This is a genomic window from Psychrobacter pacificensis, assembly GCF_900101915.1.
Classification (GTDB): Bacteria; Pseudomonadota; Gammaproteobacteria; order Pseudomonadales; family Moraxellaceae; genus Psychrobacter; species Psychrobacter pacificensis.
In genome coordinates this window covers 25,285-50,565 of the sequence record NZ_FNAL01000018.1, presented here as the reverse complement: position 1 = coordinate 50,565, position 25,281 = coordinate 25,285, and the positions used below count along the sequence as shown (strand labels likewise).

Genomic DNA, 25,281 nt, shown 5'->3' with positions numbered 1-25,281 from the left:
TAAAAGCGAGGCTCATATCATGAGTGATGATTCAAAAAATAATAACGACAACGTCGACAACAATATAAATAACCCAACCAGCAATCAGCCATCAGTGAAAGTCACTGATTTGACGCCAAATAAAGGCGTTCTGAAAGGCAAAAAAACAGACATTCAAAACCCAGAGCTTTGGGAGTTCCCGATGAACTACCCACTCAGCATCATTGGTCATGAAGGTGAGCACGAGAGCCTGCTTAATGAAATCAAGCTGATCTTGGGTAGTCAGTTCCCTGATTTTGATTTGGCCTCTATTGAAGTGAAACCTTCTAGAACGGGTCGCTTTCATTCAGCACGGGTCAATCTGTACCTAACAGCCGCTGATCAAGTCAATACACTTTATGCCGCGCTTGATAATGCCAAGACGGTTCGCATGGTTTTGTAAATCGTTCAGACAGGTTTAGCGCCTTTTGGTCCAAGTCGTCACTCGCTAGTAATAACATATGGGTGGCGATTTTTTGTGGTTTGATGTACAATCTGCGCCCGCATTATTGCCGCCATGATGATGGTTATCAGGCGACAATCACTGAGAAAATAAAAAGCAAACGGCCGCACTATTTTTACAAAAAATTTATGATCGACCGCATTTGCGTCTAACCCTTATCCCATCGTCCTTTGCCAAAATTTGGACTGCCTACAACCTTGTAGCAACATAGTTTTATCCTAAAATCAATATAGTATTTTCAAAATTTTCCCGCTATATTGTGCCTACCGATTAACAAACACGCTATATGTAGTACTCAGTGATTTTTGCTATCACTATGGGTAGTGGCTGCTTGTTGCCAAAAAACTACTGCTACCATCGACTACAATCGCGTCATAAAGAATGTCTGCCGCTCCTTTGGCGCGCAGCATCACTATAAGCAATCAAAATAGAGGCCAACATGACACATATTGATAAAATCCAAGTAACCAAGCGTGATGGACGTTTAGAGCCTATTAATTTAGACAAAATTCATAAGGTAATAGCGTGGGCGGCGGATGGATTGGACAACGTCTCTGTGTCGCAAGTTGAGCTAAAGTCGCACATCCAGTTTTATGAAGGCATCAAAACCCGTGATATTCACGAAACCATCATCAAATCTGCTGCCGACCTTATCTCTGAGACCACGCCTGATTATCAATATCTCGCCGCGCGCTTGGCGATCTTCCATCTACGTAAGATTGCGTATAACCAGTTTGAGCCGCCGCACCTGTATGACCATGTCAAAACGCTCACCGACGCGGGCAAATATGATAAGCATATCCTAGCGGACTATAGCCGTGCTGAATTTGACGAGTTAGAAGAATATCTGGATCATTGGCGTGATATGAACCTTGCCTATGCTGCTGTCGAGCAAATGGCAGGGAAATACCTAGTACAAGACCGTGTCACGAAGACCGTGTACGAAAGCCCGCAGTTCTTATATATGCTCGTGGGCATGTGTCTATTTGCCAATTACGACAAAGCTGAGCGCTTAAGCTACGTCAAACGCTTTTATGATGCGACCTCAGAATTCAAAATCTCACTACCGACACCGATCATGTCAGGTGTGCGTACGCCATCGCGTCAGTTTAGCTCGTGCGTACTGATCGAATGTGGTGACAGCCTAGACTCAATCAACGCGACCACCAGCGCCATCGTACGCTACGTGTCACAGCGCGCTGGTATCGGCATCAACGCTGGCCGTATCCGTGCCCTTGGTAGCCCGATCCGTGGCGGTGAAGCGCAGCATACTGGCTGTATCCCATTCTACAAACTGTTCCAAACAGCGGTGAAATGCTGCTCACAAGGGGGCGTCCGTGGCGGTGCTGCGACCCTATTTTACCCATTATGGCATTTGGAAGTTGAGTCATTACTGGTACTCAAAAACAACCGCGGCGTCGAAGACAACCGTGTCCGTCATATGGACTACGGCGTACAATTAAACAAAACGATGTACACGCGCCTCATCAAAGGTCAAGACATCTCGCTATTTTCACCAAGTGACACGCCAGGCCTATATGATGCGTTCTTTGAAGACCAAGACAAATTCGAAGCGCTATACACCAAATACGAAAATGATCCTAACATCCGTAGCCGTCAAATCCCAGCTGCTGATTTGTTCAGCCTAATGATGCAAGAGCGCGCCAGTACGGGTCGTATCTATATCCAAAACGTCGATCATTGCAACACCCATAGCCCATTTGATGCGACGGTTGCCCCGATTCGCCAGTCAAACCTATGTATGGAAATCGCGCTACCGACCAAACCACTGGATAACATCAATGACGAAGAAGGCGAAATCGCCCTTTGTACGCTATCAGCGGTCAACTTGGGTAAAGTCGAGAGCGTCAGCGACATCGAAGAGCCAGCCGAGCTAATCGTCCGTGCCCTTGATGCCCTACTCGACTATCAAGACTATCCGGTCAAAGCTGCTGAAAATGGCAGTATGCGCCGACGTACGCTTGGTGTGGGCGTGATTAACTACGCTTACTACTTGGCTAAGAATGGCGCACGCTACTCTGACGACAGCGCACTTGGTCTGACCCATCAGACGTTTGAAGCATTGCAGTTCTATCTCTTAAAAGCCTCAAACAAATTGGCAAAAGAGCAAGGCGCGTGCCCTGCGTTCAATGAGACCACGTACTCACAAGGTATCTTGCCGATTGATACGTACAAAGCCGACTTGGATACAATCTGCCAAGAGCCGCTACATCTCGATTGGGAAACGCTACGTAGGGATATCACGGAACACGGTCTACGCAACTCTACCCTAACCGCCTTGATGCCGTCTGAGACCTCAAGTCAGATCGCCAACGCGACCAACGGTATCGAGCCACCACGTGGTCTGGTCTCTATCAAAGCGTCAAAAGATGGCATCTTAAAGCAAGTCGTGCCTGAGATTGCTACCCTAAAAGATCAGTACGAGCTACTATGGCAAATGCCAAACAATGACGGTTACCTAAAGCTGGTCGCTATCATGCAAAAATTCGTCGATCAAAGTATCTCTGCCAACACCAACTATGACCCCGTTCGTTATGCTGGTGGCCGTGTACCGATGAAGATATTGCTAAAAGACTTGCTAAACGCTTATAAAATGGGTGTGAAGACGTTGTACTACCATAACACTCGTGATGGTGCGAACGATGCCCAAGCGGATATGGAAGATGATTGTGCTGGCGGTGCTTGTAAGATTTAAAAATTTGGCCATTAGGCTCTCTGATCTAATTTAGAGAGCCTAATAGATAATTTGGTCTAGTAAAAGGAGGTGCAACTAAAATATAGATAGCATAAAACCACTAAAGCTAATTAATAGAGAGGTAATTTAATTATGGCTAAGAACACAGGCCGTAGTACTCGCAGAGGTTCGGTAAAAGCTCGAACTCAAATGAAGCATCCTAGTAACCCTAAGCATTCGCTTAAGAGAGACGCTGCTACAGGTCGATTTATGAGTGGTATGAAAGGTAGTTATAAAGGGGTAGCACAGGAGGTAGATAGTAGAAGATAAAAATGGCATAGAAGAGTAATCAACTATGCCATTGGAGATGCTAAATACGTCAATATTTAGTATCAGGAAGTTGAGACTACCGACGTCCACAAGTGATAGGCCAATAGAATGAATTTCCTTTTTCAGAGCAGACATTCTAATTTAAAACTTACCACTTGTCCAAAAAAACCGTGAAAAGGTAGTCACAAATATTTCTACTCAGGAGTAATGAGTATGGAAGTTTATCGTGATATACATGGCGACTCTGGCGTAAGCGCATTCGAGGTCGGTGATGACTCTATAATTGTGCGTTTTACGAAAGGTGGTATGTATCTATATAACTATTCCAAAACTGGCACTTATCATGTCAACAATATGATAAGACTAGCTAGAACAGGAAATGGTCTTAACGGATACATAAACTTAAACGCTAAACATACTTATGCTAGAAAAATAGCATAGGTGTTTGGTCTGACCTTCATGGTTTAGTGTTAGGGTGCTTCGACACCTTAGCACTATTAAGTATGAGTTGCTAAGAGGGATAAGAATTTGAATATTTCAGTGGGCAAAAAGCATTTTTTGAGAATTAATACTTGGGATGATATTTATAAAATGAGTGGATATACTGACTCATTAGATCCTAAGAAGGAAAAATTAAAGCAAGTTATTAATAAGTATGAACTTCCAAACAAGGGTAGATGCGGTTTATCAAATTGTCGCACACCTCATAATATTGGATGTATTGTTGAAACTGAATCTGGTAGGTTGACTAATTTAGGAAACGACTGTGGCAAGAAGTATTTTGGAGAAAACTTTACGTCTTTGAGCAATAAACTTAGCAAAGAGATTGATTACGCAAACAAAATCGAGAATATAAAGTTAGCTAAATTGAATATTGCTGAAAATTATAGAAAGTTAAATGAAATAGAAGCTGATTGGAAGAAGATTGAGAGAGTTTATAGAGCTATAAAGTCCGAAGGTCTTGATGGGCTATACGACAAGCTAGAACAAATGAAATATAGTAAGAGCTCCATTATTGCAATACAGCGTAGAGCTACAGAATCGGAGATTGAGCTTGAAGAGGTTAGAACAGGAAAAGACGTTCAAAATCCTTTCTATATGTCTGACAACTTAGGTGATTTAAAAGGTCTAAACTATCTTACTGATAGAATCAAAATTAAAGCCATCATTCTAAACAATAAAATAACTCTTAATCGTTTGAATGATTTTGATGAGGACAAGACAACTCTCAAAGAACTTAGCAAAATGATCAAAGAGAATGAAAAATTAAACGATAGTGTTCGTGAAGCACATAGTATTATTGCGGATGGCTTTAAGTTATTTAGTGCAGATAATATGAGACAATTTACGCCTTTGATAAGTAGTAAAAGGCATAGAAAGTTAAAAAGATTTTTAAATTGTTGTTTTGAAAGCTAATAAGCCTAGGTCAAGCGAATCTTTCTTAGTTGTAGGGTGCGCCCAGCGCACCGATGATATAAAAATTGTGTTTAAAGGTGAGCGAGGCGCACCCTACAAAATATACTCAAATAGCAAGGTCGCTAAGAAAAAAGAAAGACGCCCTAACAAGGTCGTTTAGCCCCGACTATAGCGATATCCTGCTGACGACGATGGCGTTGCAGTCTCTGACTGGACGTAGTATCGAGGCAACAGGAATGCGGTCAGACACGATAGACTGCACGCCAGCGGCTAAGCAGATACAAGCGGTAGGCGGGATTGGCTACCTTAATATTTAAATTTAACACAGTAACAAGTAAGACCTAATTTTCGTGCTAAAATTAGCCCTATATTTAGAGCATAATTTTAATGGAGAATGGGGCATGCAACCGATATTTGCGACACAAACAGCCAGTATTTCAGAGCTAAAAAACAACCCTTCTGCCTTGATCAAACAGTCAGATGGTGAGTCGATTGCGATTTTAAACCACAACAAACCCGTGGCTTACTTGGTTTCCACAGACATGTACGAGCGTATGATGGAAGCGATGGACGATATGGCACTCAGCCAAACCGTAAACGCACGGATGAATGATGGGCAAGCGCCTATCAAGGTTACGCTCGATGACTTATAGTCTTGAGTTTCACCCGTTAGCGTTAAAAGAATGGAAAAAGATAGCGCCAAGCATCCAACAGCAGTTTAAGAAAAAATTACAGCAGCGACTATCCAACCCTCATGTGCCTGCGTCGAAACTTTCTGGACATACAGATACTTATAAAATTAAATTACGCACCATAGGGTATCGTTTGGTATATACCGTTAAAGATGACGTGGTGGTGGTTTATGTATTGGCAGTCGGTAAAAGAGAAAACAACAAGGTATATGACAGTCTGGCGACGCGTCAACCCTAACGAAAACTTAGAAATAACTAAAACGACGGAGGTCATGTGCACTATACCGCAATCATCAAAGACGGTGGTTTGTTTATCCCAAACGTATTTTCAGACCTAAACGATGGTGGCTCGCATATCGTACAAGTCGAGGTTGATATTGCAGCGGTGCGTCAGCAGTTAGAGATGGATGAAGCGCCAAAGGCAGCCGTCGCCAAAAAAAGCGTGGCAAAAGCAGCCAAAAAACCAGCATCGCGCGCGGCTAAAAAAGACGTAAAAACAGCAGCAGAAGCGTCTGATGTGAGTACCCTACGTAAAAGCGCACTGGATGAATTAGAAGCACTCGATGATAGTGAACTGAGCGAAATATTCAAAGCCTATATGAACGATGGCAAAGAGCCCTCACAGATATCGCTAGAGAACCTTTAACCCAAAAAGCCATTGACCAAAATTTATAATATAATCATATCCAATTTATATAATTTCATAACCGTATCAATGATAAAGGCAGTCCCATGACTTACTCGATTTTTTCGCAAACGCCAAACAATGCGCTAACAGAGCCGATGTTCTTTGGTCAGCCCGTCAACGTGGCGCGCTATGACCAACAAAAGCACCCCATCTTTGAGCAATTGATTGAAAAGCAGTTGTCATTCTTTTGGCGTCCAGAAGAAGTCGATGTGTCACGCGACCGTATCGATTTTAGCAATCTGTCCTCGCATGAGCAGCATATATTTTTGAGCAACCTCAAGTATCAGACCCTACTCGACTCTATCCAAGGTCGTAGTCCAAACGTGGTGCTACTGCCGCTAGTGTCTATCCCTGAGCTTGAGACGTGGATTGAGACATGGTCGTTTAGCGAGACGATTCACTCGCGCAGCTATACCCATATCATTCGTAATATCGTCAATGACCCAAATATTATCTTTGATGACATTATGCAAAACGAGCACATCTTAGGCCGCGCCTCTGATATCGCTCAGTACTATGATGAGCTGTATCGCAACTCGCAGCTATATAGCTTATACGGTCCAGGTACGCATAATATAAATGGTGAGGAAGTGACCGTTGATTTACGATCGCTGAAAAAGCAAATGTATCTATGCATCATGGCGGTCAACGTCCTAGAGGCCATTCGTTTTTATGTGTCGTTTGCCTGCTCGTTTGCCTTTGCTGAGCGCAAATTGATGGAAGGCAATGCCAAAATCATCAAACTGATCGCTCGTGACGAAGCGTTGCATTTGACCGGTACGCAGCACATGCTAAATCTCATGCGTAATGGTCGTGACGATCCTGAGATGGTCGAGATTGCCGCAGAGTGTTTTGATGAAAGTATTGAGATCTTCCGCAAGGCTGCCGAGCAAGAAAAAGAATGGGCAGGCTATCTGTTCAAAGATGGCTCGATGATCGGTCTCAACGAAGATATTCTGTGCCAATATATCGAATACATCACCAACTTACGTATGGAAACCGTCGGCTTGCCAGCGGCGTTCCCGAACTCAAAATCAAACCCAATCCCGTGGATCAACACGTGGTTGTCGTCTGACAATGTGCAGGTCGCCCCACAAGAGACCGAGATTAGCTCGTACTTGGTTGGTCAGATTGACTCTGATTTATCAGACAGTGATTTTGACGACTTTGAACTATAAAGGCTCCGAATTATAAGAGCTGAGTTGTAAGAGCTTTGAGCTATAAAGGTTTTAAATTATAAAGGGTTGATCTGTAATCATTTTATCGGTTAATAGTAGGGATAGTAATAGCACAGATATCCCAATAGGATGAGCGATGACTTGGGTAATGACCAGTAAAAAGCAGTTCTATCTACATGATGACGAAAGTCTACTAGATGGACTATTACGCACCGGACACGATGTCAACTATCAATGCCGCGAGGGCTATTGTGGTAGCTGCCGAGTCAAGCGTATTGCTAGCTCGCATACGGTCGATTATCCATTTAACCCGCTTGCCATGATTGAAGAGGATGAAATCCTGCCCTGCTGTTGCCGTGTGCGGGGTGTAATCTATATCAACCATGAGCTGATTGAAAAGCCTTAGCAAAATAGTAGGGACTAAAGACTGGCCTGAACATTAGCTTTTATGCTTTGATAAAATTTAACTCAATAAAAAAGCGCGCTCCTTATCCAAAGGAGCGCGCTTTTTTGTGTAATTTAGCAACACACTTTATTGTGCTACAGAGTCTTGCTCAAACAGTTTCATTAGCTCTTCGCGCATGCGATCACGCTCTGCCTCTGACATCATCGGTGCTTGCTGATCACCTTGGATACTGCCACCCATCCCATCCATACTCTCACCCTGTAGTACGACAGGACGCTCGATTGGCTCTTGCACTGGACGCTCCTCTAGCATTATTTTGACTTGAGCATTTTTGCCGCGGCGTAGTATCTGAGCATCCAACTCAGTGTTCGGCGGCTTACGAGCGACATATTGGATCAAGGTATTGGCATCGGTCATCTCGACACCATCGATGGTTAGGATGATATCGCCAACACGCAAACCACTTTTGGCAGCAGGACTACCTGCAATGACGTTTAGCACTTCCACGCCCGTTGAGGTCTCAAGCTGCGTTGGGTCACGTAGCTGTGACTGGATTTCGATACCGAGCCAACCACGACTGACGCGGCCGTCTTTGATCAGCGCGTTCATTACTTGCTCGACCAATGATGTAGGAATCGCAAAGCCAATACCCATCGAGCCGCCAGAGCGCGAGAATATCACCGTATTGATACCGACTAGCTCACCACGAGCATCGACCAGCGCGCCACCTGAGTTACCTGGATTGATCGCCGCATCCGTCTGGATGAAGTCTTCGAACTTATTGACGCCCAGTCCAGTACGCCCAGTCGCTGAGATAATCCCTTGCGTCACGGTCTGACCGACCCCAAATGGATTACCAATTGCCAAAGCCAGATCCCCCACGCGAATAGGATCTTCGCGAAAACCAAGCGGCGTCAATCCTGTCATCTCAACCTTAATCACTGCTAGATCACTATCAGGGTCTGTACCGATGATTTTGGCGCGGCTCTTGCGTCCATCATTGAACGCAACCGTGATCTCATCCGCTTTTTCGATGACATGGGCATTGGTCACGATATAACCGTCCTCTGATACGATCACACCAGAGCCTAGATTGGTATTGCCCTGCTCTTGTGATGGGCCACCATGATATTCAAAAAACCGGCGCAATACGGGATCATCCATATAAGGATGCTCTGTCATCGTTTGTGTGGTGTAGATATTGACGACCGACTGCGACGCGCGCGCAACTGCATTATGATAAGAAGAGATGGGCGCTGGTGTATCCGCAACTGGCTCTGACGCTTGCTGCTCGGCTGGCGGGGTTCTCGGCGGCTCCCACGTGGCCTCCGATGATGACTTCATACTCGTGAACAACCAGATAAACGCTACTAACACCAGCAGCAATAAGACCCAAGGTAACCATTTTAATAAAGAAACCTTGTTACGGGTGTTACTGGTGTTCTGGGATGACGACATATAGAACCTCTATAAATTTAATGCAGACGGACAGTAAGAAATAAGGTGAGAAGACTGCGATTATTCAACCATCATGGCTTGATTAGATAATTGCTTGATTAGGCAATTAATAGCCAGAGCTAGGCAGACTCACATGTATAAATTATAACCGCAATGCCGTGAAATAGTAACGTATCGTGTACCATTTCAGTTATCCATCTTGTCTACTCTTTTACAGTGCCATGTTAAAATCATCGCTATCAAATATTTGCGATAGATAATGATCAATTATTTATCTTTTATGAGTCTTTGTCTTCAAACAACTTTTTTGAAGCACTATATTTGAATAATACTGCATTACTGCAAGGCAATAACAATAAGGAAACCTAATGAGCCAAAACACGACTACTGAACCTTCGACCAACAGCATCAGCGCACAATCATTGACGCAATTTTGTGATGAGTATCTATCTGCTAGTGCGTTCAAAGACTACGCGCCAAATGGCCTACAAGTAGATGGCGGTCGTCCAATACAACGTATCGTCACAGGGGTGACGGCGTGCGAGGCGCTGATTGATGCGGCTATCACTGACAATGCCAATGCGATTATGGTTCATCATGGCTACTTTTGGAAAGGTGAACCTGCGCCTATCACAGGTCTGAAAGGCCGACGTATCCGTAAATTGATGCAACATGGCATCTCTATGATTGGCTATCATTTACCGCTCGATGCACACCCCGTGATTGGTAACAATGCCAAACTGGCAGACGTACTAGATATGACCATTACTGGCGCGCTCTACCCCAACGAATCACACCCTGTTGGTAATATCGCCACTTGCACACCGCAGAGTGCTGATAGCCTGATCGCAAAGATTACCCAAGCGCTCGGTCGTACCCCACTACATATTTCGTCTAATTATGAACATCACTCTGATAATAATGCGAAAACGACTGCCAATAGCGAGAGAGTGATCAAACGTGTCGGTATTTGTACAGGCGGCGCCCAAGATATGATCGAACAGGCTGCCATAATGGGCTGTGACGCCTATATCTCTGGTGAAATCTCTGAGCGTACCACGCATATCGCTCGTGAGCTGGGTATCGATTACTTTGCTTGTGGTCATCACGCAACAGAGCGCGGTGGTATTCAAGCGTTAGGAGAGATAGTCGCCCAAGAATATGGACTGCCAGTAACCTTTGTTGATATTAAAAATCCAGCATAAGATAGCCAATATAGTGGCCATCATTAGGGCAGAACTCGAGACGATTAATAAAGAATATAGGCGTTGTTATAGCCATTATCGCAAAACTCATTAATGGGTTTGTGAATATTACGCCCATAATATAGCGACATTTAACCGTTTATATCGCAATTGTTAAGTTTTATCGCTTTTTTCTTAACTCTACTTGAATAATGCAAGCGATATCCGCATATTACTACCTGTAAGAAAGAACGTTTTGTCATGAAACTTCCCATTATTACAGCTTCCGGTTATGGCGCTAAAATGATGCTGGCGGTTATCTGAAACTTTATTATGCTCTATGAGCAATGAAATTTTGGAACGTCGCCAGTTAAAACACGATTTATACACTCGATATTTGATTTATACCGTGTTTTTATTTTTAGTGTCGCGATGACAGTTGTGCACCACCTTTTTGATAGCATATTTTTATAAGCTATCAAATATGGTTGAGCTGCTTGCCCTCATTGCTGGACAATTAACTTTAGCAGCTAGCCACCTTACTACTAATTACTCAAGGTGTTGTTAGTTATTAAAGTTAGCATTACCAAAGCAGATGAATATATTGGTCTCAATGGCCAATCATTACCTCACCGCTTTGTTTAATGTCGTTGTCTCAATAACTTACTCATGACCTTACCTATGTTTGATATATAGTTGTTTGGCCATTAGCCATATTGCGTTATCGATGAAGGAATCATCTGATTTACATCCTTCGCGTAGTCGTGCGTCCAAATTTTGATAAGCCGGTTTTAAACCCTCAAAATGGCGCGCAAAATCAGGTAATGATCATTGGCTAACCCAAAATCCACATCGCTAACTCTTAGAGAGAGCATGCTAGTGGCGCTATAATTAAGCAGGATGACTGATACTTATTTTATTCAAAAGTATGATGTCGTCTAAAATGCTGTATTGATACATGCCAAATGATGTGCATGTATTTTTACGCGTTTTTGCGGTAAGAAGGATGGCTAAAATCAGGAGACATCCATGCAACGTATTACTTATCGTGTCAAAGGATCTGCGCAAGGTGCCAAACGTCGTATTTCTCATTTACTACGTCCATCTAAACGCCTACTTAACACCAAAAGTAACATCGTTTCATCTACCCCTACTGCGTCGGGTCGTTTTGCCAGAACCAAGAAGCTGGCACAAGTATCCAGTATCGCTCTGCTCTCTTTGCCTGCACAGAGCCTAACGACAATGAATACAAAGGTATCAGCCTATGCCAATGTCATGCTGCAAAACACTTTGACCATTGCCGCTGTCCCAGGTGATAGTACTTATTTTGCCACTGATGGCTTCCAACATGGCTTTGGTTTTGATCTCGTGCGCACCTATGCAGACGAGCTCGGTGTGGATATCAATCTAAAAGCCTATGCCAATGAAGAGGCTGCACTCAAAGCCTTGAGATCAGGTGACGCTGATATGGCGTTGACCACGGCTAGTACCAAACTAAAAAGCCAGCTCAATCTATCATCTGTTAATGTCAGCTGTGGCTACGACTCAAGCTTGACTAAAAACGGTCTGCATCCAAAAGTCAGTTGGACGTTCAGCTCACCTAATGATCCACTGTCCAAAAAAGCCAGTTACTTCTTGTGCGATAGCATCAAGCTAAAAAACACACAGAAACTAGCGGCGTTCTACAATCAGAATTTGCTAAAAGACGCTTATAGTCAGGATCATTTCCAAAAAACACTGACAGAAAAACTGCCTGATTATCAGTCTTCGTTTGAAGAGCAAGCGCGCAATTACAATCATGATTGGGAATTGTTGGTTGCTATGGGTTATCAAGAGTCACATCTTGATGCCAATGCGGTATCTCCGACTGGCGTACGCGGCCTTATGATGCTGACCAATAACACTGCAAAGGCTATGGGCGTGTCAGATCGCGTTGATCCTTATCAAAGTATCGGCGGCGGTGCTCGTTATCTAGAGCAAATGAAAGCAGAGTTCGCGGATGTACCCAAGACTGATCGCGTCTGGTTTGCCCTTGCTGCTTACAACATGGGTCCAAATGCGGTGAAAAGCATTCAGCGTAAATTACGCGCCCAAGGCATTGACGACAAGAGCTGGGCGAACGTTTATGCGTACTTGGCGGACAACAAAGCATCAAACAGCCGTTATGGCCAAGCAATGCACTATGTTAGCAACATCAGAAGTTATCTTGAGTCTATCAAAACTCAAACTGTCTAGTTAATAGACTCCATTAGATATCAGATATCTTAAGATACCTAAACGATTGGGTACCGTCAGACGCTGACCACGTTGTAACATAGTATCAGCAGCGATATTATTCATCTCAGCCAATTCTTGGGTTGATACACCATATTTACGAGCTAAACCAATCAAGCTATCGCCTGAGCCAACCGTGTAGCTCACCGTCGCTTTTGGCACTTTTAGGGTTTGTCCACGCTGTAGCTGGGCATTCGTCGCCAAGTCATTGGTCGCAGCCAAATCCTCTACAGAGATACCAAACTGACGAGCTAAGGCAATCAAGCCATCGCCAGATTTGACTTTGTAATTTTCAGTATTTCCTAGCTTTTTACCGCTGCTACTACTCTGACTGCTACTGCTTTGATTACTGTTGCTTTGACTACTATTAGAAGCCGAAGAGCTTGTAGAAGCCGAAGAGCTTGCCACGCTACCGCCCGCAGGAATAGTAATAGTACGACCTAATATCAAGTTAGACGTCGTGCTCAGGTTATTTGCTGAAGCTAAATCGCTCAAGCCGATATTATAGCGTTTGGCGACACCTGTTAGCGTATCACCAGATTTTACTTTATAGCTGACGGCTTTATCATTCAGTTGGCGATCAACTAACTCTTTTGAAACCGGTACTTTAATCGTTTGCCCACGTTGCAGGCGCGCTCTTGCATCAAAGTTACTGTTTACAGCAGCGATCTCTGCTGCACTAACACCCAAGCTATTTGCAATACCGATCAAGGTATCACCTGATTTTACTTTATAACTAGTGGTCGCTACTGATCTTGTATTACTAGCACTACTAGAGCTTGTGGTGCTTGCTGCATCGAAATTAACACTAGCAGGTACTTTTAGTGTTTGACCCACATAAAGTGAGCTTGTGCTATTGATACCGTTCAGGCTAGCTAACGTGTCTGTCGATACGTTAAATTGACGCGCTAATACAATCAGACCGTCACCCGGTTTTACTTTATAGTTCTTAGTCGCAGTGCTTGATTTACTTGGTCTGGTAGATGGTGCCGCAGGTGTTGTGGCGGGCGCTTTTACCTTACCAGGTACTAGCCAGAGCTTTTGTCCTCTGAGCAGATCAGCACGGCTACTGAGGTTATTGTAGCTGGCAAGCTGTGTGACCGATAAACCAAAACGGTTGGCCGTACCAATAAGCGTGTCGCCACCTTGTACAACATAGCTTTCAGGCTGATTGGCGGCTGGGTTACTGGCAGCGCTTAGCGGCTCGATAGTTTTGGCATTGTATAGATACAATGTGCTGCCAGATAGTAAGTTGGCACTGGCATCTATTTGGTTCCATTCTGCGATATCACGCCAATTTACCCCTGCACGGCTTGCGATATTCGATAGCGTATCGCCACGTTTGACCGTATAAGTGGTACGCGTGCCTTGTGGTTTTGGTTTACTAACTGACGTTTTAGCAAAGCTCAGCTTTTTCTCTTCACCGCTTGCTTCTAAGATAGACTGCTGCGTCTGTACGGCTGACAGGTTGATATTACCATCCGCGTTAATAACGTTGGTCTCAGAGGTATTGCTACGGATTTGGTGGGCAATGAAGTCGCGCTCTTCTTTGCTAAGCGGTGGCTCTTGGACAATCGTATTATTCTGAGTAATCTGAGCTGAGGTAGTCGGTAGACTGTTGCTGCTCTTGAGCTCAGCATTAATCTTTTTGGTCTCTGCATTGGTTATTGGCGGCTCAGTACGTACTGAGGCATTACCGCTATAGACAGAGCTGCTAGTCGTTTGAGCGGACGGTGAGATATAGCTCGTTATTTGCTGAGGTACGCTTGCGCTGGCAGCATAATCAGCCAATGCGCTACTGCTGGATGGTAATGACGATGAAGTGTATGGCTTGCTATTGTAGCTTGGTGTCGTTGTAGTTGGGGTGCTTGTATTGCTAAAAGCCAATACATTGCTTGTGCCATTACCACGCAATAGACTCAGTTTGGCATCAGCGTTCAAGCTAACATCGTTAGGAATGATAACGCGCTGTGGACCAGAGGAATCCACACGACCTGAAGTCAATGCCGTGTTGAGTCGCTCTAACTCATCATAACTCACGCCTGTAAGCTGTGATACTTCAGACAAGCTCACACCGTAGTTGACCGGCACACTACGGAAATGCTGACGGTTAGCGATAGCTGGTAGATATACGCCATACTGTTCAGGCTTGGCCACGATTTCGGCTACTGCCAAAAAGCGCGGCACATAATTCATGGTTTCAGTTGGTAGTTGTAGTGACCAGTAGTCTGTTGGTAGCCCACGTGCGGCATTGGCATCAATCGCTTTTTGGATACGACCAGGTCCTGCGTTGTAGGCGGCTAGCGCCAGCTCCCAGCTACCAAACTGATTGTGTAGCGCGGTCAAAAAGTCATAAGCGGCGCGCGTTGATTCGATAACGTCACGGCGACCATCATAGGTGCTGCTCTGATTCAGACCATAGATACGACCTGTACTTGGGATAAACTGCCATAGGCCTGCCGCTGCTGCACTACTGGTACCACTTGGATCGTACGAGCTTTCGATAACTGGTAACAACGCCAGCTCTGTTGGAATGTTGCGGCGCTCAGCCTCTCGTACCGTATGGTAAATGTAGCGACTGGCACGCGCCGTCAAACGGTTTAGATAGTCTTGTCTGCTGGTAAACCAACTCTTTTGCCCTTCGATACGCTGATTATAAATCGGCTTACCACCGTTCATACGGTAGCCGGCACGCAAACGATTCCATAGATCACCATACTGCTGAATAGCAAGCTGGTTGCCCTCCACCATCGTCATGTCAGTGGCTTCTAATAGATCTGCCAATTCATCCAAGCTCTCTGCATCCAAAAACGCAGTTGAGTAATCTGCACTGCTCGTAGTCGCCCCTTGATTAGCAGGACGCTTAGTAATAATAGCTGAGCTATTGGTTGCACCTTTGTTTTTTACTGTTGAGGTGTTGCTACACGCACTGATAAGTAAAGTTGATACCGCAAGCGTCAATGGTAACGCAACAAACGAGCGAGATTTTGATAGCACAGTAGACATGATATTGGAAGTTTCCTAACGACAGAAAGTGATAAGACAAAGTTGAGAGATAGTATAGTATGCAACGTAAAGTAAAGACCAGCCTAATATAAAAGACACTAATAATCATTTTTATTAGTATCTAATAGATTGTATTGACCAGTATCTAGTTAATAGCTACTTGTGATACTGCACGTAATAATACAGCGTTACCAGTAGATACCGTCAGCGTTACACGAGATGTCGTAACAAATGATGTTTGCTGACCGTCTTTCGTCCAGCTCTCATTTGTCGTTACATTGGCTTTTGCCTGATCTCCTGTAATAACAATGTTATCTACAGAGATATCGTAGCGATAATTGGACGTATCATTCCAGCTGTTTTGCAGCAGCTTTAGATACGCATCTTTGTCTAAGCTGGTAGATTTACCTTTTCTAGATAATGAAATCAAGGCATCGTCAGATACCAGACGCGCGACCTGATTAATGCTCTTGCTATTTGCGGATGACTTCATCGCTGCTGCGTAGTTTTGCACTAACGCTTCGGTCATCGTAGCGGCTTGCGCATTGATACTAATGGTGCTGGCGACTGCTAATATCGCAGTGACGCTGGCGCCCTTTACCAATAAAGCCAAAAGCCTACTTCCCAATAATTTTTTCATGATAATCCTTAGCGATATTTTTTCGTTTGCGCCGTAGTGACGATCAACGCTCTTTTATCATTTGTGTTGTTGATGTACTTATATAGTAAGTATACTCATATCATATGCCGAGCCTATCATTGAATTCTCACAGGCATGTGACACCCTGTGTAATTATTGCGAATATAAAAGCACAGGATGCTCACAAAAGCCGTTCTTTGAATCGAAGGTTATTATATCCTCTGATTTCAACAACTTTAGTCGTGATAATAGCAATAGCACTCAATCGATAACGCTAAAATTTGTTTTCGCTATTGCTATCTTCATACTGCTCATCATCACTGAGTTTCATACCCAAACGCTCTACGCGTCTGTCCATCATTTGTCGAGCCAATGCCTGCATATCTTCCACGCGATCTATTTCATCGACAATCTCAAGACCTAACAATGTCTCAAAGACATCTTCTAATGTGACCAACCCTTTGACTTCACCATATTCGCCAACGGTAATTGCGATATGAATACGATTTTTTAGCATAAGCTCCAACAGATCAAACAGTTTCATTTTAGAGAATACAAACGTGATGTCTCTTTTGAACTGCGTCAAAGGCTTGTGCGTGGCATGGTTGACTTTTGCCAATAGCATGTCAGTTTTTAAAACAAAACCAGTAATGTTATCTAGATCACCATCATAAATGGGCAATCGAGAAAACGTGAGCTTTGGACGATCAACCAATAACTCAGCCACTGTTTTGTTTTCTTCAAATGCGAGCATCACTGAGCGCGGCGTCATGATGTCTTCAACTTTGATCGCGCCGAATGCTAGTAGATTGCGAATGATGCGCGACTCTAGTGGATCGATTTGACCCGATTCTTCACCGATGCTAGCAAGGGCTGCAAACTCACGACGGCTGAACGTTTGCGGTTCTTTACCGCGTACTAATAACTTCGTCAAACGCTCTGATACCCAAATAAGTGGGTATAAAATCATAATGATACCGCGGACAAAGTACGCCACCATACCACTTAGCTGACGCCAATAGACAGTGCCTAGTGTTTTTGGAATAATCTCAGACAGGAACAAAATAGCCAGTGTCATAATGGCTGAGAACAATCCAAACCATGCGCTACCAAATACAATGGTGGCTTGGGCACCCGCTCCGATAGAACCCAACGTGTGAGCAACGGTATTCAAGGTCAAGATAGCTGCCAGTGATTGATCGATATTGTCGACCTTTAGGCTCTTTAGCATATCCGCTTTTTTGGGATTGGTTTCTTGTACATCTGCAATAAACGATGGCGTCATGCTCAGCAAAACAGACTCAGCCAACGAGCAGGCAAAAGAGACACCAATAGCGAGGACAACAAAAAATATCAATAGTCCCACGTTTAGGGCAGTTGGTGCGGCTGCCACGGCGGTTGGCGATGCAGCGCCCGCCGCCCACACAGAATGCGGCAACATCAGCGCCAACGCACAAAGCACGGCAAAGAAGGTATAACCAAATCGAGAACTAGTCGTCATTCTCGGGGGAGGCTCTGCAGATGCGTCTTCACGATGAGCACGCGGACGACATAAACGAGGTACAAACATAAAAGTGGTGAACAAGTTGGGTAACCTAAAAAGAGAAAAAGGAAGATGATATAACGAGCCAATCATATACATTATCGAGGTGATATCAGATATCTACTGATCAATAGTCATAACGGCTCAATGCTGATTTAGACACCGTCTCAAAGCTAAAATAGTGCTTCGATAAATAGCATACTAAATGCATGCAGTCATTGCCATTTGATAGTAGCATTGATGATATCTTTTCACAATAAGTCACTATTTTTAAGTTTTTATTTTTTGGTGACTTTTATTGTTTGGTATTGCCTCAATATTATTTGGCTCAATGGCATATGATATTGATCATTTTGGCATCATATATTTGATATAGCAAAAATATTATCCTGCTATCCGGCGGCTTATTCTCTGCCATTACATCAACAAAAACACGCTCAGCCTATGATTAACAGTTACCAAGTCTGGGATTTTTTGTTACTATGCGTCTAATTTTATTATTATCTATGAACCACTGAGAGACATTATGAGCTTATTTATTCAAGCTGCCCATGCTGCACCAGAAGCCGCTGGTGCTGGATCGCTATTCGGTCAGATTTTACTTCCTGTTGCTTTTTTTGCCATTTTTTACTTTTTGGTCATTCGCCCGCAGTCTAAGCGTACCAAAGAGCACCGTGCCATGGTGAATGCATTGACGGTTGGCAACGAAATCATCTTTGCTGGTGGTTTGATGGGTCGTATCAAAGCGATAGAAGGCGATTATGCAGTTGTGAGCTTAAATAACAACACGGATGTCAAAGTGCAACGTGCTTCTGTTATTTCAGTATTGCCTGCTGGCACAATCGAAAGCGTTTAATCGAAAACGTTTAATTATTACTGAGCTTTATCGGTAGTAATTTAATGGTCGTATCACCACTGGGTGCAATGACCAAATAATGACCGTATATCATTTACGGTCATTTTTCGCTATTAAGGTAGTCGCTATTAAGGTAGTAAGGTACGGCTGTTATATAAGCTAGCCTAGCCTGTAGATATATTGACTTTGCCTGTTTCACCAATGATATTCTTGGTGACTCGATAAAGATACGTCTGTATTATTTGCTTTACTGTTTTATGTTTTACTATCACCGCGGATGATCGCAATGGAGCCTGATGAATAATGGAGCCTGCTAAATATAGCAGTCAGCCATTGCTGTCGCTAACTTCCCATCTGCTAACTTGTGGCTCACGTCGCCAGTCGTTTATCAACTTAAAGAAGTGATTATGCAATATCCCGCTTGGAAATACTTACTTATTGCCGTCGTGCTCATCATTGCCGGTCTATATGCTGCTCCTAACTTATACCCTGACGAACCTGCCGTGCAGATTACGAGCGCAGCAGCAGGGACTCAACTGTCTGAAGGTATCTTGACCCAGTCTCAAAGCTTACTCGAAGAGGCAGGTCTAGAGAATCATAATGGTACGTTTGAGGGCAACAGTGCACTGGTACGTCTCAACAACCCAGTCGATCAGCTAAAAGCGCAAGAAGTACTACGTCAAAACTTGGGTGAGGACTATGTGGTCGCTCTCAACTTAGCACAAACGACCCCGCAGTGGCTGCGTGATATCGGTGCCAGACCGATGAAACTTGGCCTTGATTTACGCGGTGGTGTACGTTTTGTACTAGAAGTCGATATGGACAAGGCGCTTGAACAGCGCTTGAACAGCGCCAGTCGTGATATGCGACGCGAGTTACGTGCTGAGCGAGTGGCGATTAAAGGTATAAAAACCGAAGACCGCGGCGTTGTACTACATTTTGCTGATACAGATACCCGTAATCGTGCGCAAAACATTTTGCAAGGCTCGATGAGCAATACCTTCAACTTGCAATCTTCAATTGATAACCAAGGTCCTGCATTGGTATTGTCATATAACGACGCAACGCTTGACGAAATCAATAGTTACGCGGTCAATCAAAACTTAACAACGCTACGTAACCGTATTGCCGAGCTGGGTGTGACTGAAGCATTGGTACAATCTCAAGGCTCTAGCCGTATCGTGGTCGAGCTGCCAGGCGTACAAGACACTGCTGAAGCAAAACGTGTCCTTGGACGTACTGCCAACCTTGAGTTCCGTATGGTGGCAGAAGACGCTGATACCTACACAGGCGGTATTCCTCCAGCAGGTACTGAAGCATTCCCATTTGAGACACTCGATGGTCCACCAGTGTTGCTAGATCGCCAAGCGATCGTCACGGGCGATAAAGTGACCAATGCACAGACAGGCGTCGACGAAAACGGCTCGCCAGAAGTGAGCATCACGCTAGACAGTGCTGGTGGTAAGCTCATGCAAAACGCCACTCGCACCGCTGTCGGCAAGCAGATGGCTGTATTGTTCATTGAAAACAAGCAAAGAATCACTTACGAAGAAGATCCAGCGACTGGTGAGACAACTGAAGTACGTACGCCTTATGCTGAAACCAAGGTCATTAACCGTGCCAATATTCAAGCAGTACTGGGTTCATCATTCCGTATTACTGGTCTTGATAGCACAGCTGAGGCCGCTGAGCTTGCGCTACTACTGCGCTCAGGTGCACTTGCCGCACCAATGTACTTTGTAGAAGAACGCACCATTGGCCCATCGCTGGGTCAAGAGAACATTGATAAAGGCTTATTCTCTACGCAGGTCGGCTATTTATTAGTCTTCGTATTTATGATTATCTTCTATCGCCTATTTGGTGTGATTGCCAACGTGGCATTGGCGGTGAACGTTATTATTATTATTGCGATTATGTCAATTTTGGGTTCGTCACTGACGCTACCTGGTATTGCTGGTATCGTCTTGACCATTGGTATGGCGGTTGATGCCAACGTACTGATCTTTGAGCGGATACGAGAAGAGATTGCCAATGGGGTACGGCCAAAATCTGCCATCGTGGCAGGTTTTGATCGGGCATTTAGTAGTATTTTTGATGCCAACATCACAACCTTATTGGTCGCGTTTATCCTATTTGCGATTGGTACGGGTCCGATTAAAGGCTTTGCGGTTACGCTAGCTATTGGTATTGTCAGCTCACTGTTTACCGCTATTTTGGTGACGCGTGCACTGGTACAAATTGCTTATGGTAAGCGTAAATCCATCAAAAGTCTGAGCATCGGTTAGGAGAACATTATGGCGATCGAAAATAATAACCCTTTAGAACAGCAGAATAATCCTGATCGAAATGGCTCGAACGGTGATGCGACTACTGCAAGTACCCGCCGCCGCAAAAAACCACGCCGTGATGGCAAAGGTAGCAATACCAAAACCAATAACCCAACTACCACCAAATCTGGCAAAAGTAGTGGCCGCCGTGGTGGTAAAGGCCAAGCTGGTACAGACAATCAAGCCCTCTCTACTGCTGTTGATCCTAACCTAGCAGCAAGTGACGCGGCTGATGATGCCGCAGCCATGGCTGAGGGCGGTATCAAAGCCGTTGGTAATCAGCGCATCATTCCCTTTATGAAGATAGAAAAGCCAATGGCGCTGCTATCTTTATTTATGGTGATCGGTAGTATCATTGCTATTGCCGTCAACGGTCTGAACTTGGGTCTTGATTTTACGGGCGGTGTCTCAGCAGACGTGCGTTATGAGCAGCCTGTTGAGCAAGTTGCTGTTGTACAAGCACTGGCAGACAATGGTTTTGATGATGCTGTCGTTCAATATCTCGGTACACGTGAAGAGCTACTGGTACGACTACCGCCCCAGTCTGATAATGTGGATGGGCTGAATACTGACCTAACTCAAGCATTAGCATTGCCTAACAATACCGCTACTATCAGTAACGTCAATATCATTGGTAGCCAAGTGGGTAATGAGGTTTATCTAAACTCCGTTATGGCATTGGTGTTGGCATTGGTTTGTATGCTGGGCTATGTAGCGCTACGATTCCAGTTCAAATTGTCGCTTGGTGCTGTGCTGTCACTATTTCATGATGCAGTGGTGACCATTGGTGTATTTGCGCTATTTGGCTTCCCTTTTGACTTAACGGTATTAGCTGCTGTATTAGCGTTGATTGGTTATTCATTGAACGATACGATTGTGGTTTATGACCGTATCCGCGAAAACTTCCGCCGTGTCCGTGGTATTACCCCAGAGCAGACGATTGACTTGTCTTTGACCGAAACCCTACGCCGTACCATCATGACCATCTCAACAGTCCTATTGGTCGTATTGGCCATGTTGTTCCTAGGCGGTGAAGGGCTATACTGGTTCTCAGTCGCGCTATTTATTGGTCTACTTGCAGGTACTTACTCATCGACCTATATTGCAAGCTCGATTCCATTACGCATGGGTCTATCACGCGATGATTTTATCGTAAAAGTGAAGCCAGAGTTTGAAGAAGAGATTGTCACCTTCAATGATCCAAAAATGTTTGAGCAAGACAACGTCTAGTAAGGTATATTAGAGGACATAGTACACTTATGTAGCGTACGGTTAGCCTTTGTATTATCGCTGATGAAATAGTAATAATGTTTCGACAAGAGCACCTGACTTATGAATAATGAGTCTAGGTGCTTTTGTCTTTATAGCAATTTTGCCTCACTTATCAAATGCGTTGCACTGCTGCTTTGCCAAAACCAAATAATATATTGCCCTCTTTATCGCCTCAGTATAAACGAGCCACCAATGCCAGCCAATACCTCAGCATCCAACGTCATGCCGCCTATCGATACCAGCTATAAGCGTATCATTGCCATTGCCCTACCTGTCCTATTGGCCAATCTCGCCATGCCATTGCAAAGTGTGATCGACACAGCGATTGTCGGTAATATGAATGAGACGGCCAAACTGGCTGGCATGGGTTTGGCAATACAGCTGTTGTCCTTGTTGCTCGTTAGCTTTAACTTTTTACAATACGCCTCCTCTGGTTTATCCGCGCAAGCTTTAGGACAACTGGCCAATCATACTGATAACAATGGGCGCACTGCGACAACAGCGTCACCGTTACTGTCTATTTTACAGCGCGCGTTGTTATTAGCCTTCTTAATCGGCGCAGTTTTGCTACTGGCCAAACCGTGGCTGATCGATGTTGGGTTACAAGTGTTATCAGCCAATCCTGAAAGTGGTCGCGCTGCAAAAATCTATTTGGATGTGCGATTTTGGGGAGTGATCGCTGAGCTGATGAACTTTGCCTTTATAGGTTGGTTTGCAGGGCAAGGCAAGACACGATATATGCTGTATCAGCAGGGATTTATTGCTCTGATCAATATCGTGCTGACTTTATTTTTTGTGTTCATTATGAATATGGGCTTGGTTGGTGTGGCATTGGGTACGACCATTGCGTTTTGGTTAGGTGTGTTACTAGCGTTATCACTAAGCCGCCATCACTTAAAGGTATCATGGACAGCTTTACTCAGAGCAGATAAGCAGCATTTTACAAAAAATAAAATGCTTAGGCTATTTTCTTTAAATAAAGATATTTTTGTCCGTACTCTTATCTTAACGCTCAGTTTTGCTTGGATTACTCGGCTATCGGCTCAAAGTGGCGATGTGATATTGGCCGCCAATGCCATTTTACTACAGGTATTGAGCATCTCAGCTTTTGCACTTGATGGCGTTGCTGTCTCTGCTGAGACGTTAAGTGGGCAAGCTGCTGGTCGGCGTGACTGGCCACGTTTTTTGATGATCATAAAACGCACGGGCATTGTCAGTTATAGCCTAGCAATCCTGCTGAGCGCTATCTGGTGGCTTGCAATGCCAAGTTATCTAGATTTTATGACCAATATTGAATCGGTGTTTGCCCTCGCCTATAAGTACCACCTATATGCCGTATTGTTACCCCTCGTGGGTGTTGGAGCCTACTGGTTAGATGGTATATTTTTTGGTTTGACAGCAGGCAATGTGATTCGTAATGCTGCACTGATACTAGCTGCTATTTTCTTTCCGTTGAGCTGGCTGCTTTATCAGCAATGGGATATGACCGGTATTTGGCTGAGTGTATGGTGCTTACTGCTATTGAGGCTAATTATCTTAGGCGGATTTTTGTACCGTGCTCATCAATCAGGTAGTTATGAGAAGCTACAGCCAGAGGCTTAAACACTTTTTATTGTACAGCCATCACATACCGTTTTGACGCAATACAGTGTTTATTTTTAAGTGTAAAACAATCCGTTTATAAAAACAGTGTAAGAAAATTTAGGATGCCATGTGACCACTCATTCAAACGAACTCAGTCATCAAAAAGAACGCACTCACGATTGGACTGAGGGCTTCAAAAAAAGCTTGCCCGTTGCCATGGGATATCTGCCTGCTGGTATTGCCTTTGGTGTACTTGCACAAGTTGCTGGTATTCCTGTATGGGCAACGGTTATGCTCAGCATTGTGCTCTATGCTGGAGCGGCTCAATATGCTTGTTTGCCAATGCTAAGCGCTGGTCTGCCGATCGGTAATATCGCGACCAATATCGCCGCCATTAATTTACGCCACGTGTTTTATGGTATACCACTATTGCAATATCTACCAAAACATAAACTGGCAAAAACGTATTGCTTATTTGCCCTGACTGACGAGACCTTTTCAGTCATGACCAGTTTGCCAAACGAGGCACGACAAGCACTCATACTCCCTATTAGCTTATTTAACCAAAGCTGGTGGGTGCTCGCGAGTGCCATCGGCGTGATAATTGGAAGTACGCTTAGTGACTTAATTCCACATTTGGATTTTGCCTTGGTTTGTCTGTTTGCAATTTTGGCTTATGAGCAATTTCAAAGTATTAAACGTTATTTCCCCATTGGCATCGCTGTCATTGGCTTGATTGTCGCGTCTTTATTCACTAGCGATTGGTTATTGTTGGTGGCTATCACTATCTGTATGTTGATGATTTTGGTACGTGGATTTTGGATGCAGCGTCATGAAATAGGAGAATCTTATGACCAGTAGTTATCTTATTTTTGCGACGCTTGCGATGGCGGCAGTGACGTTCATCACTCGTGCGTTACCAGCATTAATCCCTAGAAAAGTTTTAGATACGCCTTGGCTACATCGACTGAATGAGAGCTTACCGTTGTCAGTGATGGTGCTACTTATCTTAACCAGTCTGTCATATCAGAACTTGCCAGTGGATATTGCCTTGAGTGATCCTGAGCTACATCTGTTAATGGCACAGGTTTGCGCACTTGTACTGGTACTCTTTATTTACCATATTAGCCGCCAGCTCTTGGTTAGCATGGTCGTTGGTATTGCCGCGATCAATGGTTTTGTCTGGATATTTACCAACTTTTTGACTTAACAGCAGCTAACCTTATACCAACATTCAGTATTGATTTTACT

22 protein-coding genes are annotated in these 25,281 nt (G+C 44.2%); 18 read left to right on the top strand and 4 right to left on the bottom strand.

All coding sequences use genetic code 11. The annotated features are described in order from the left end of the window. Positions 1-130 precede the first annotated feature (130 nt). The 10 genes from BLR43_RS10425 to yfaE all read left to right on the top strand — a co-directional run bounded on the left by BLR43_RS10425 (position 131) and on the right by yfaE (position 7,886). Positions 131-421: a YbeD family protein gene (locus tag BLR43_RS10425; protein ID WP_058024867.1), complete on the top strand. Its 291-nt coding sequence runs from the start codon at positions 131-133 to the stop codon at positions 419-421. A gap of 499 nt (positions 422-920) precedes the next feature. Next, on the top strand, positions 921-3,197 hold the full coding sequence (nrdA, locus tag BLR43_RS10420; RefSeq protein WP_071001402.1) for a class 1a ribonucleoside-diphosphate reductase subunit alpha: 2,277 nt from the start codon (positions 921-923) through the stop codon (positions 3,195-3,197). 132 nt (positions 3,198-3,329) lie between these two features. Next, a complete protein-coding gene (locus tag BLR43_RS13640) occupies positions 3,330-3,506 on the top strand; it encodes a hypothetical protein (protein ID WP_167669410.1) in 177 nt (58 codons plus the stop codon). Between the two features lie 528 nt (positions 3,507-4,034). Continuing rightward, on the top strand, positions 4,035-4,922 hold the full coding sequence (locus BLR43_RS10410) for a hypothetical protein (protein WP_093070956.1): 888 nt from the start codon (positions 4,035-4,037) through the stop codon (positions 4,920-4,922). 191 nt (positions 4,923-5,113) lie between these two features. Then, entirely contained in the window at positions 5,114-5,239 is a 126-nt protein-coding gene (locus BLR43_RS13925; RefSeq protein ID WP_265088263.1) for a hypothetical protein, read from the top strand. Positions 5,240-5,323: 84 nt separating this feature from the next. Next, positions 5,324-5,575 carry a type II toxin-antitoxin system Phd/YefM family antitoxin gene (locus BLR43_RS10405; RefSeq protein WP_071001400.1) on the top strand — a complete coding sequence of 84 codons (252 nt, stop codon included), beginning with the start codon at positions 5,324-5,326 and terminating at the stop codon, positions 5,573-5,575. Then, on the top strand, positions 5,565-5,852 hold the full coding sequence (locus BLR43_RS10400; RefSeq protein WP_071001399.1) for a type II toxin-antitoxin system RelE family toxin: 288 nt from the start codon (positions 5,565-5,567) through the stop codon (positions 5,850-5,852). The genes BLR43_RS10405 and BLR43_RS10400 overlap by 11 nt, the downstream gene beginning before the upstream one ends. A 36-nt stretch (positions 5,853-5,888) precedes the next feature. After that, on the top strand, positions 5,889-6,260 hold the full coding sequence (locus BLR43_RS10395) for a hypothetical protein (RefSeq protein ID WP_071001398.1): 372 nt from the start codon (positions 5,889-5,891) through the stop codon (positions 6,258-6,260). Between the two features lie 86 nt (positions 6,261-6,346). Next, positions 6,347-7,480 (top strand): class Ia ribonucleoside-diphosphate reductase subunit beta, encoded by a 1,134-nt coding sequence (gene nrdB, locus BLR43_RS10390; protein WP_071001397.1) that lies wholly within the window; start codon positions 6,347-6,349, stop codon positions 7,478-7,480. Positions 7,481-7,616: 136 nt separating this feature from the next. Then, complete coding sequence (gene yfaE, locus BLR43_RS10385; protein WP_071001396.1) at positions 7,617-7,886, top strand: class I ribonucleotide reductase maintenance protein YfaE; 270 nt, start codon at positions 7,617-7,619, stop codon at positions 7,884-7,886. A 126-nt stretch (positions 7,887-8,012) separates the two neighbouring features. Here the strand turns inward: yfaE and BLR43_RS10380 are convergent, their stop codons facing one another. After that, on the bottom strand, positions 8,013-9,344 hold the full coding sequence (locus tag BLR43_RS10380) for a S1C family serine protease (protein WP_093070954.1): 1,332 nt from the start codon (positions 9,342-9,344) through the stop codon (positions 8,013-8,015). A gap of 368 nt (positions 9,345-9,712) precedes the next feature. On the opposite strand from BLR43_RS10380, the gene BLR43_RS10375 reads away from it, so the two are divergent. Continuing rightward, positions 9,713-10,549, top strand: a complete 837-nt coding sequence (locus tag BLR43_RS10375) for a Nif3-like dinuclear metal center hexameric protein (RefSeq protein WP_093070951.1) — start codon at positions 9,713-9,715, stop codon at positions 10,547-10,549. A gap of 1,008 nt (positions 10,550-11,557) precedes the next feature. Continuing rightward, positions 11,558-12,763, top strand: a complete 1,206-nt coding sequence (locus BLR43_RS10370; RefSeq protein WP_093070949.1) for a transglycosylase SLT domain-containing protein — start codon at positions 11,558-11,560, stop codon at positions 12,761-12,763. Here BLR43_RS10370 and BLR43_RS10365 read toward each other — a convergent pair whose 3' ends face one another. The 3 genes from BLR43_RS10365 to BLR43_RS10355 all read right to left on the bottom strand — a co-directional run bounded on the left by BLR43_RS10365 (position 12,764) and on the right by BLR43_RS10355 (position 18,018). Next, a complete protein-coding gene (locus BLR43_RS10365) occupies positions 12,764-15,808 on the bottom strand; it encodes a LysM peptidoglycan-binding domain-containing protein (RefSeq protein WP_071001392.1) in 3,045 nt (1,014 codons plus the stop codon). A 145-nt stretch (positions 15,809-15,953) separates the two neighbouring features. After that, on the bottom strand, positions 15,954-16,448 hold the full coding sequence (locus BLR43_RS10360; protein ID WP_071001391.1) for a nuclear transport factor 2 family protein: 495 nt from the start codon (positions 16,446-16,448) through the stop codon (positions 15,954-15,956). A gap of 274 nt (positions 16,449-16,722) precedes the next feature. Next, positions 16,723-18,018, bottom strand: coding sequence for a CNNM domain-containing protein (locus tag BLR43_RS10355; RefSeq protein WP_083328794.1), 1,296 nt, complete (start codon positions 18,016-18,018; stop codon positions 16,723-16,725). 499 nt (positions 18,019-18,517) lie between these two features. On the opposite strand from BLR43_RS10355, the gene yajC reads away from it, so the two are divergent. The 6 genes from yajC (at position 18,518) to BLR43_RS10325 (ending at position 25,240) form a co-directional block, all read left to right on the top strand. Continuing rightward, positions 18,518-18,847 (top strand): preprotein translocase subunit YajC, encoded by a 330-nt coding sequence (yajC, locus tag BLR43_RS10350; RefSeq protein ID WP_071001390.1) that lies wholly within the window; start codon positions 18,518-18,520, stop codon positions 18,845-18,847. Between the two features lie 407 nt (positions 18,848-19,254). After that, on the top strand, positions 19,255-21,132 hold the full coding sequence (secD, locus tag BLR43_RS10345; RefSeq protein ID WP_093070946.1) for a protein translocase subunit SecD: 1,878 nt from the start codon (positions 19,255-19,257) through the stop codon (positions 21,130-21,132). Between the two features lie 9 nt (positions 21,133-21,141). Beyond that, positions 21,142-22,404, top strand: a complete 1,263-nt coding sequence (gene secF, locus BLR43_RS10340) for a protein translocase subunit SecF (protein WP_071001388.1) — start codon at positions 21,142-21,144, stop codon at positions 22,402-22,404. Positions 22,405-22,638: 234 nt separating this feature from the next. Continuing rightward, complete coding sequence (locus tag BLR43_RS10335) at positions 22,639-24,048, top strand: MATE family efflux transporter (protein WP_093070944.1); 1,410 nt, start codon at positions 22,639-22,641, stop codon at positions 24,046-24,048. Positions 24,049-24,159: 111 nt separating this feature from the next. After that, positions 24,160-24,891, top strand: coding sequence for an AzlC family ABC transporter permease (locus tag BLR43_RS10330; RefSeq protein WP_093070941.1), 732 nt, complete (start codon positions 24,160-24,162; stop codon positions 24,889-24,891). After that, positions 24,881-25,240 (top strand): AzlD domain-containing protein, encoded by a 360-nt coding sequence (locus tag BLR43_RS10325; RefSeq protein ID WP_093070939.1) that lies wholly within the window; start codon positions 24,881-24,883, stop codon positions 25,238-25,240. The genes BLR43_RS10330 and BLR43_RS10325 overlap by 11 nt, the downstream gene beginning before the upstream one ends. Positions 25,241-25,281 lie beyond the last annotated feature (41 nt).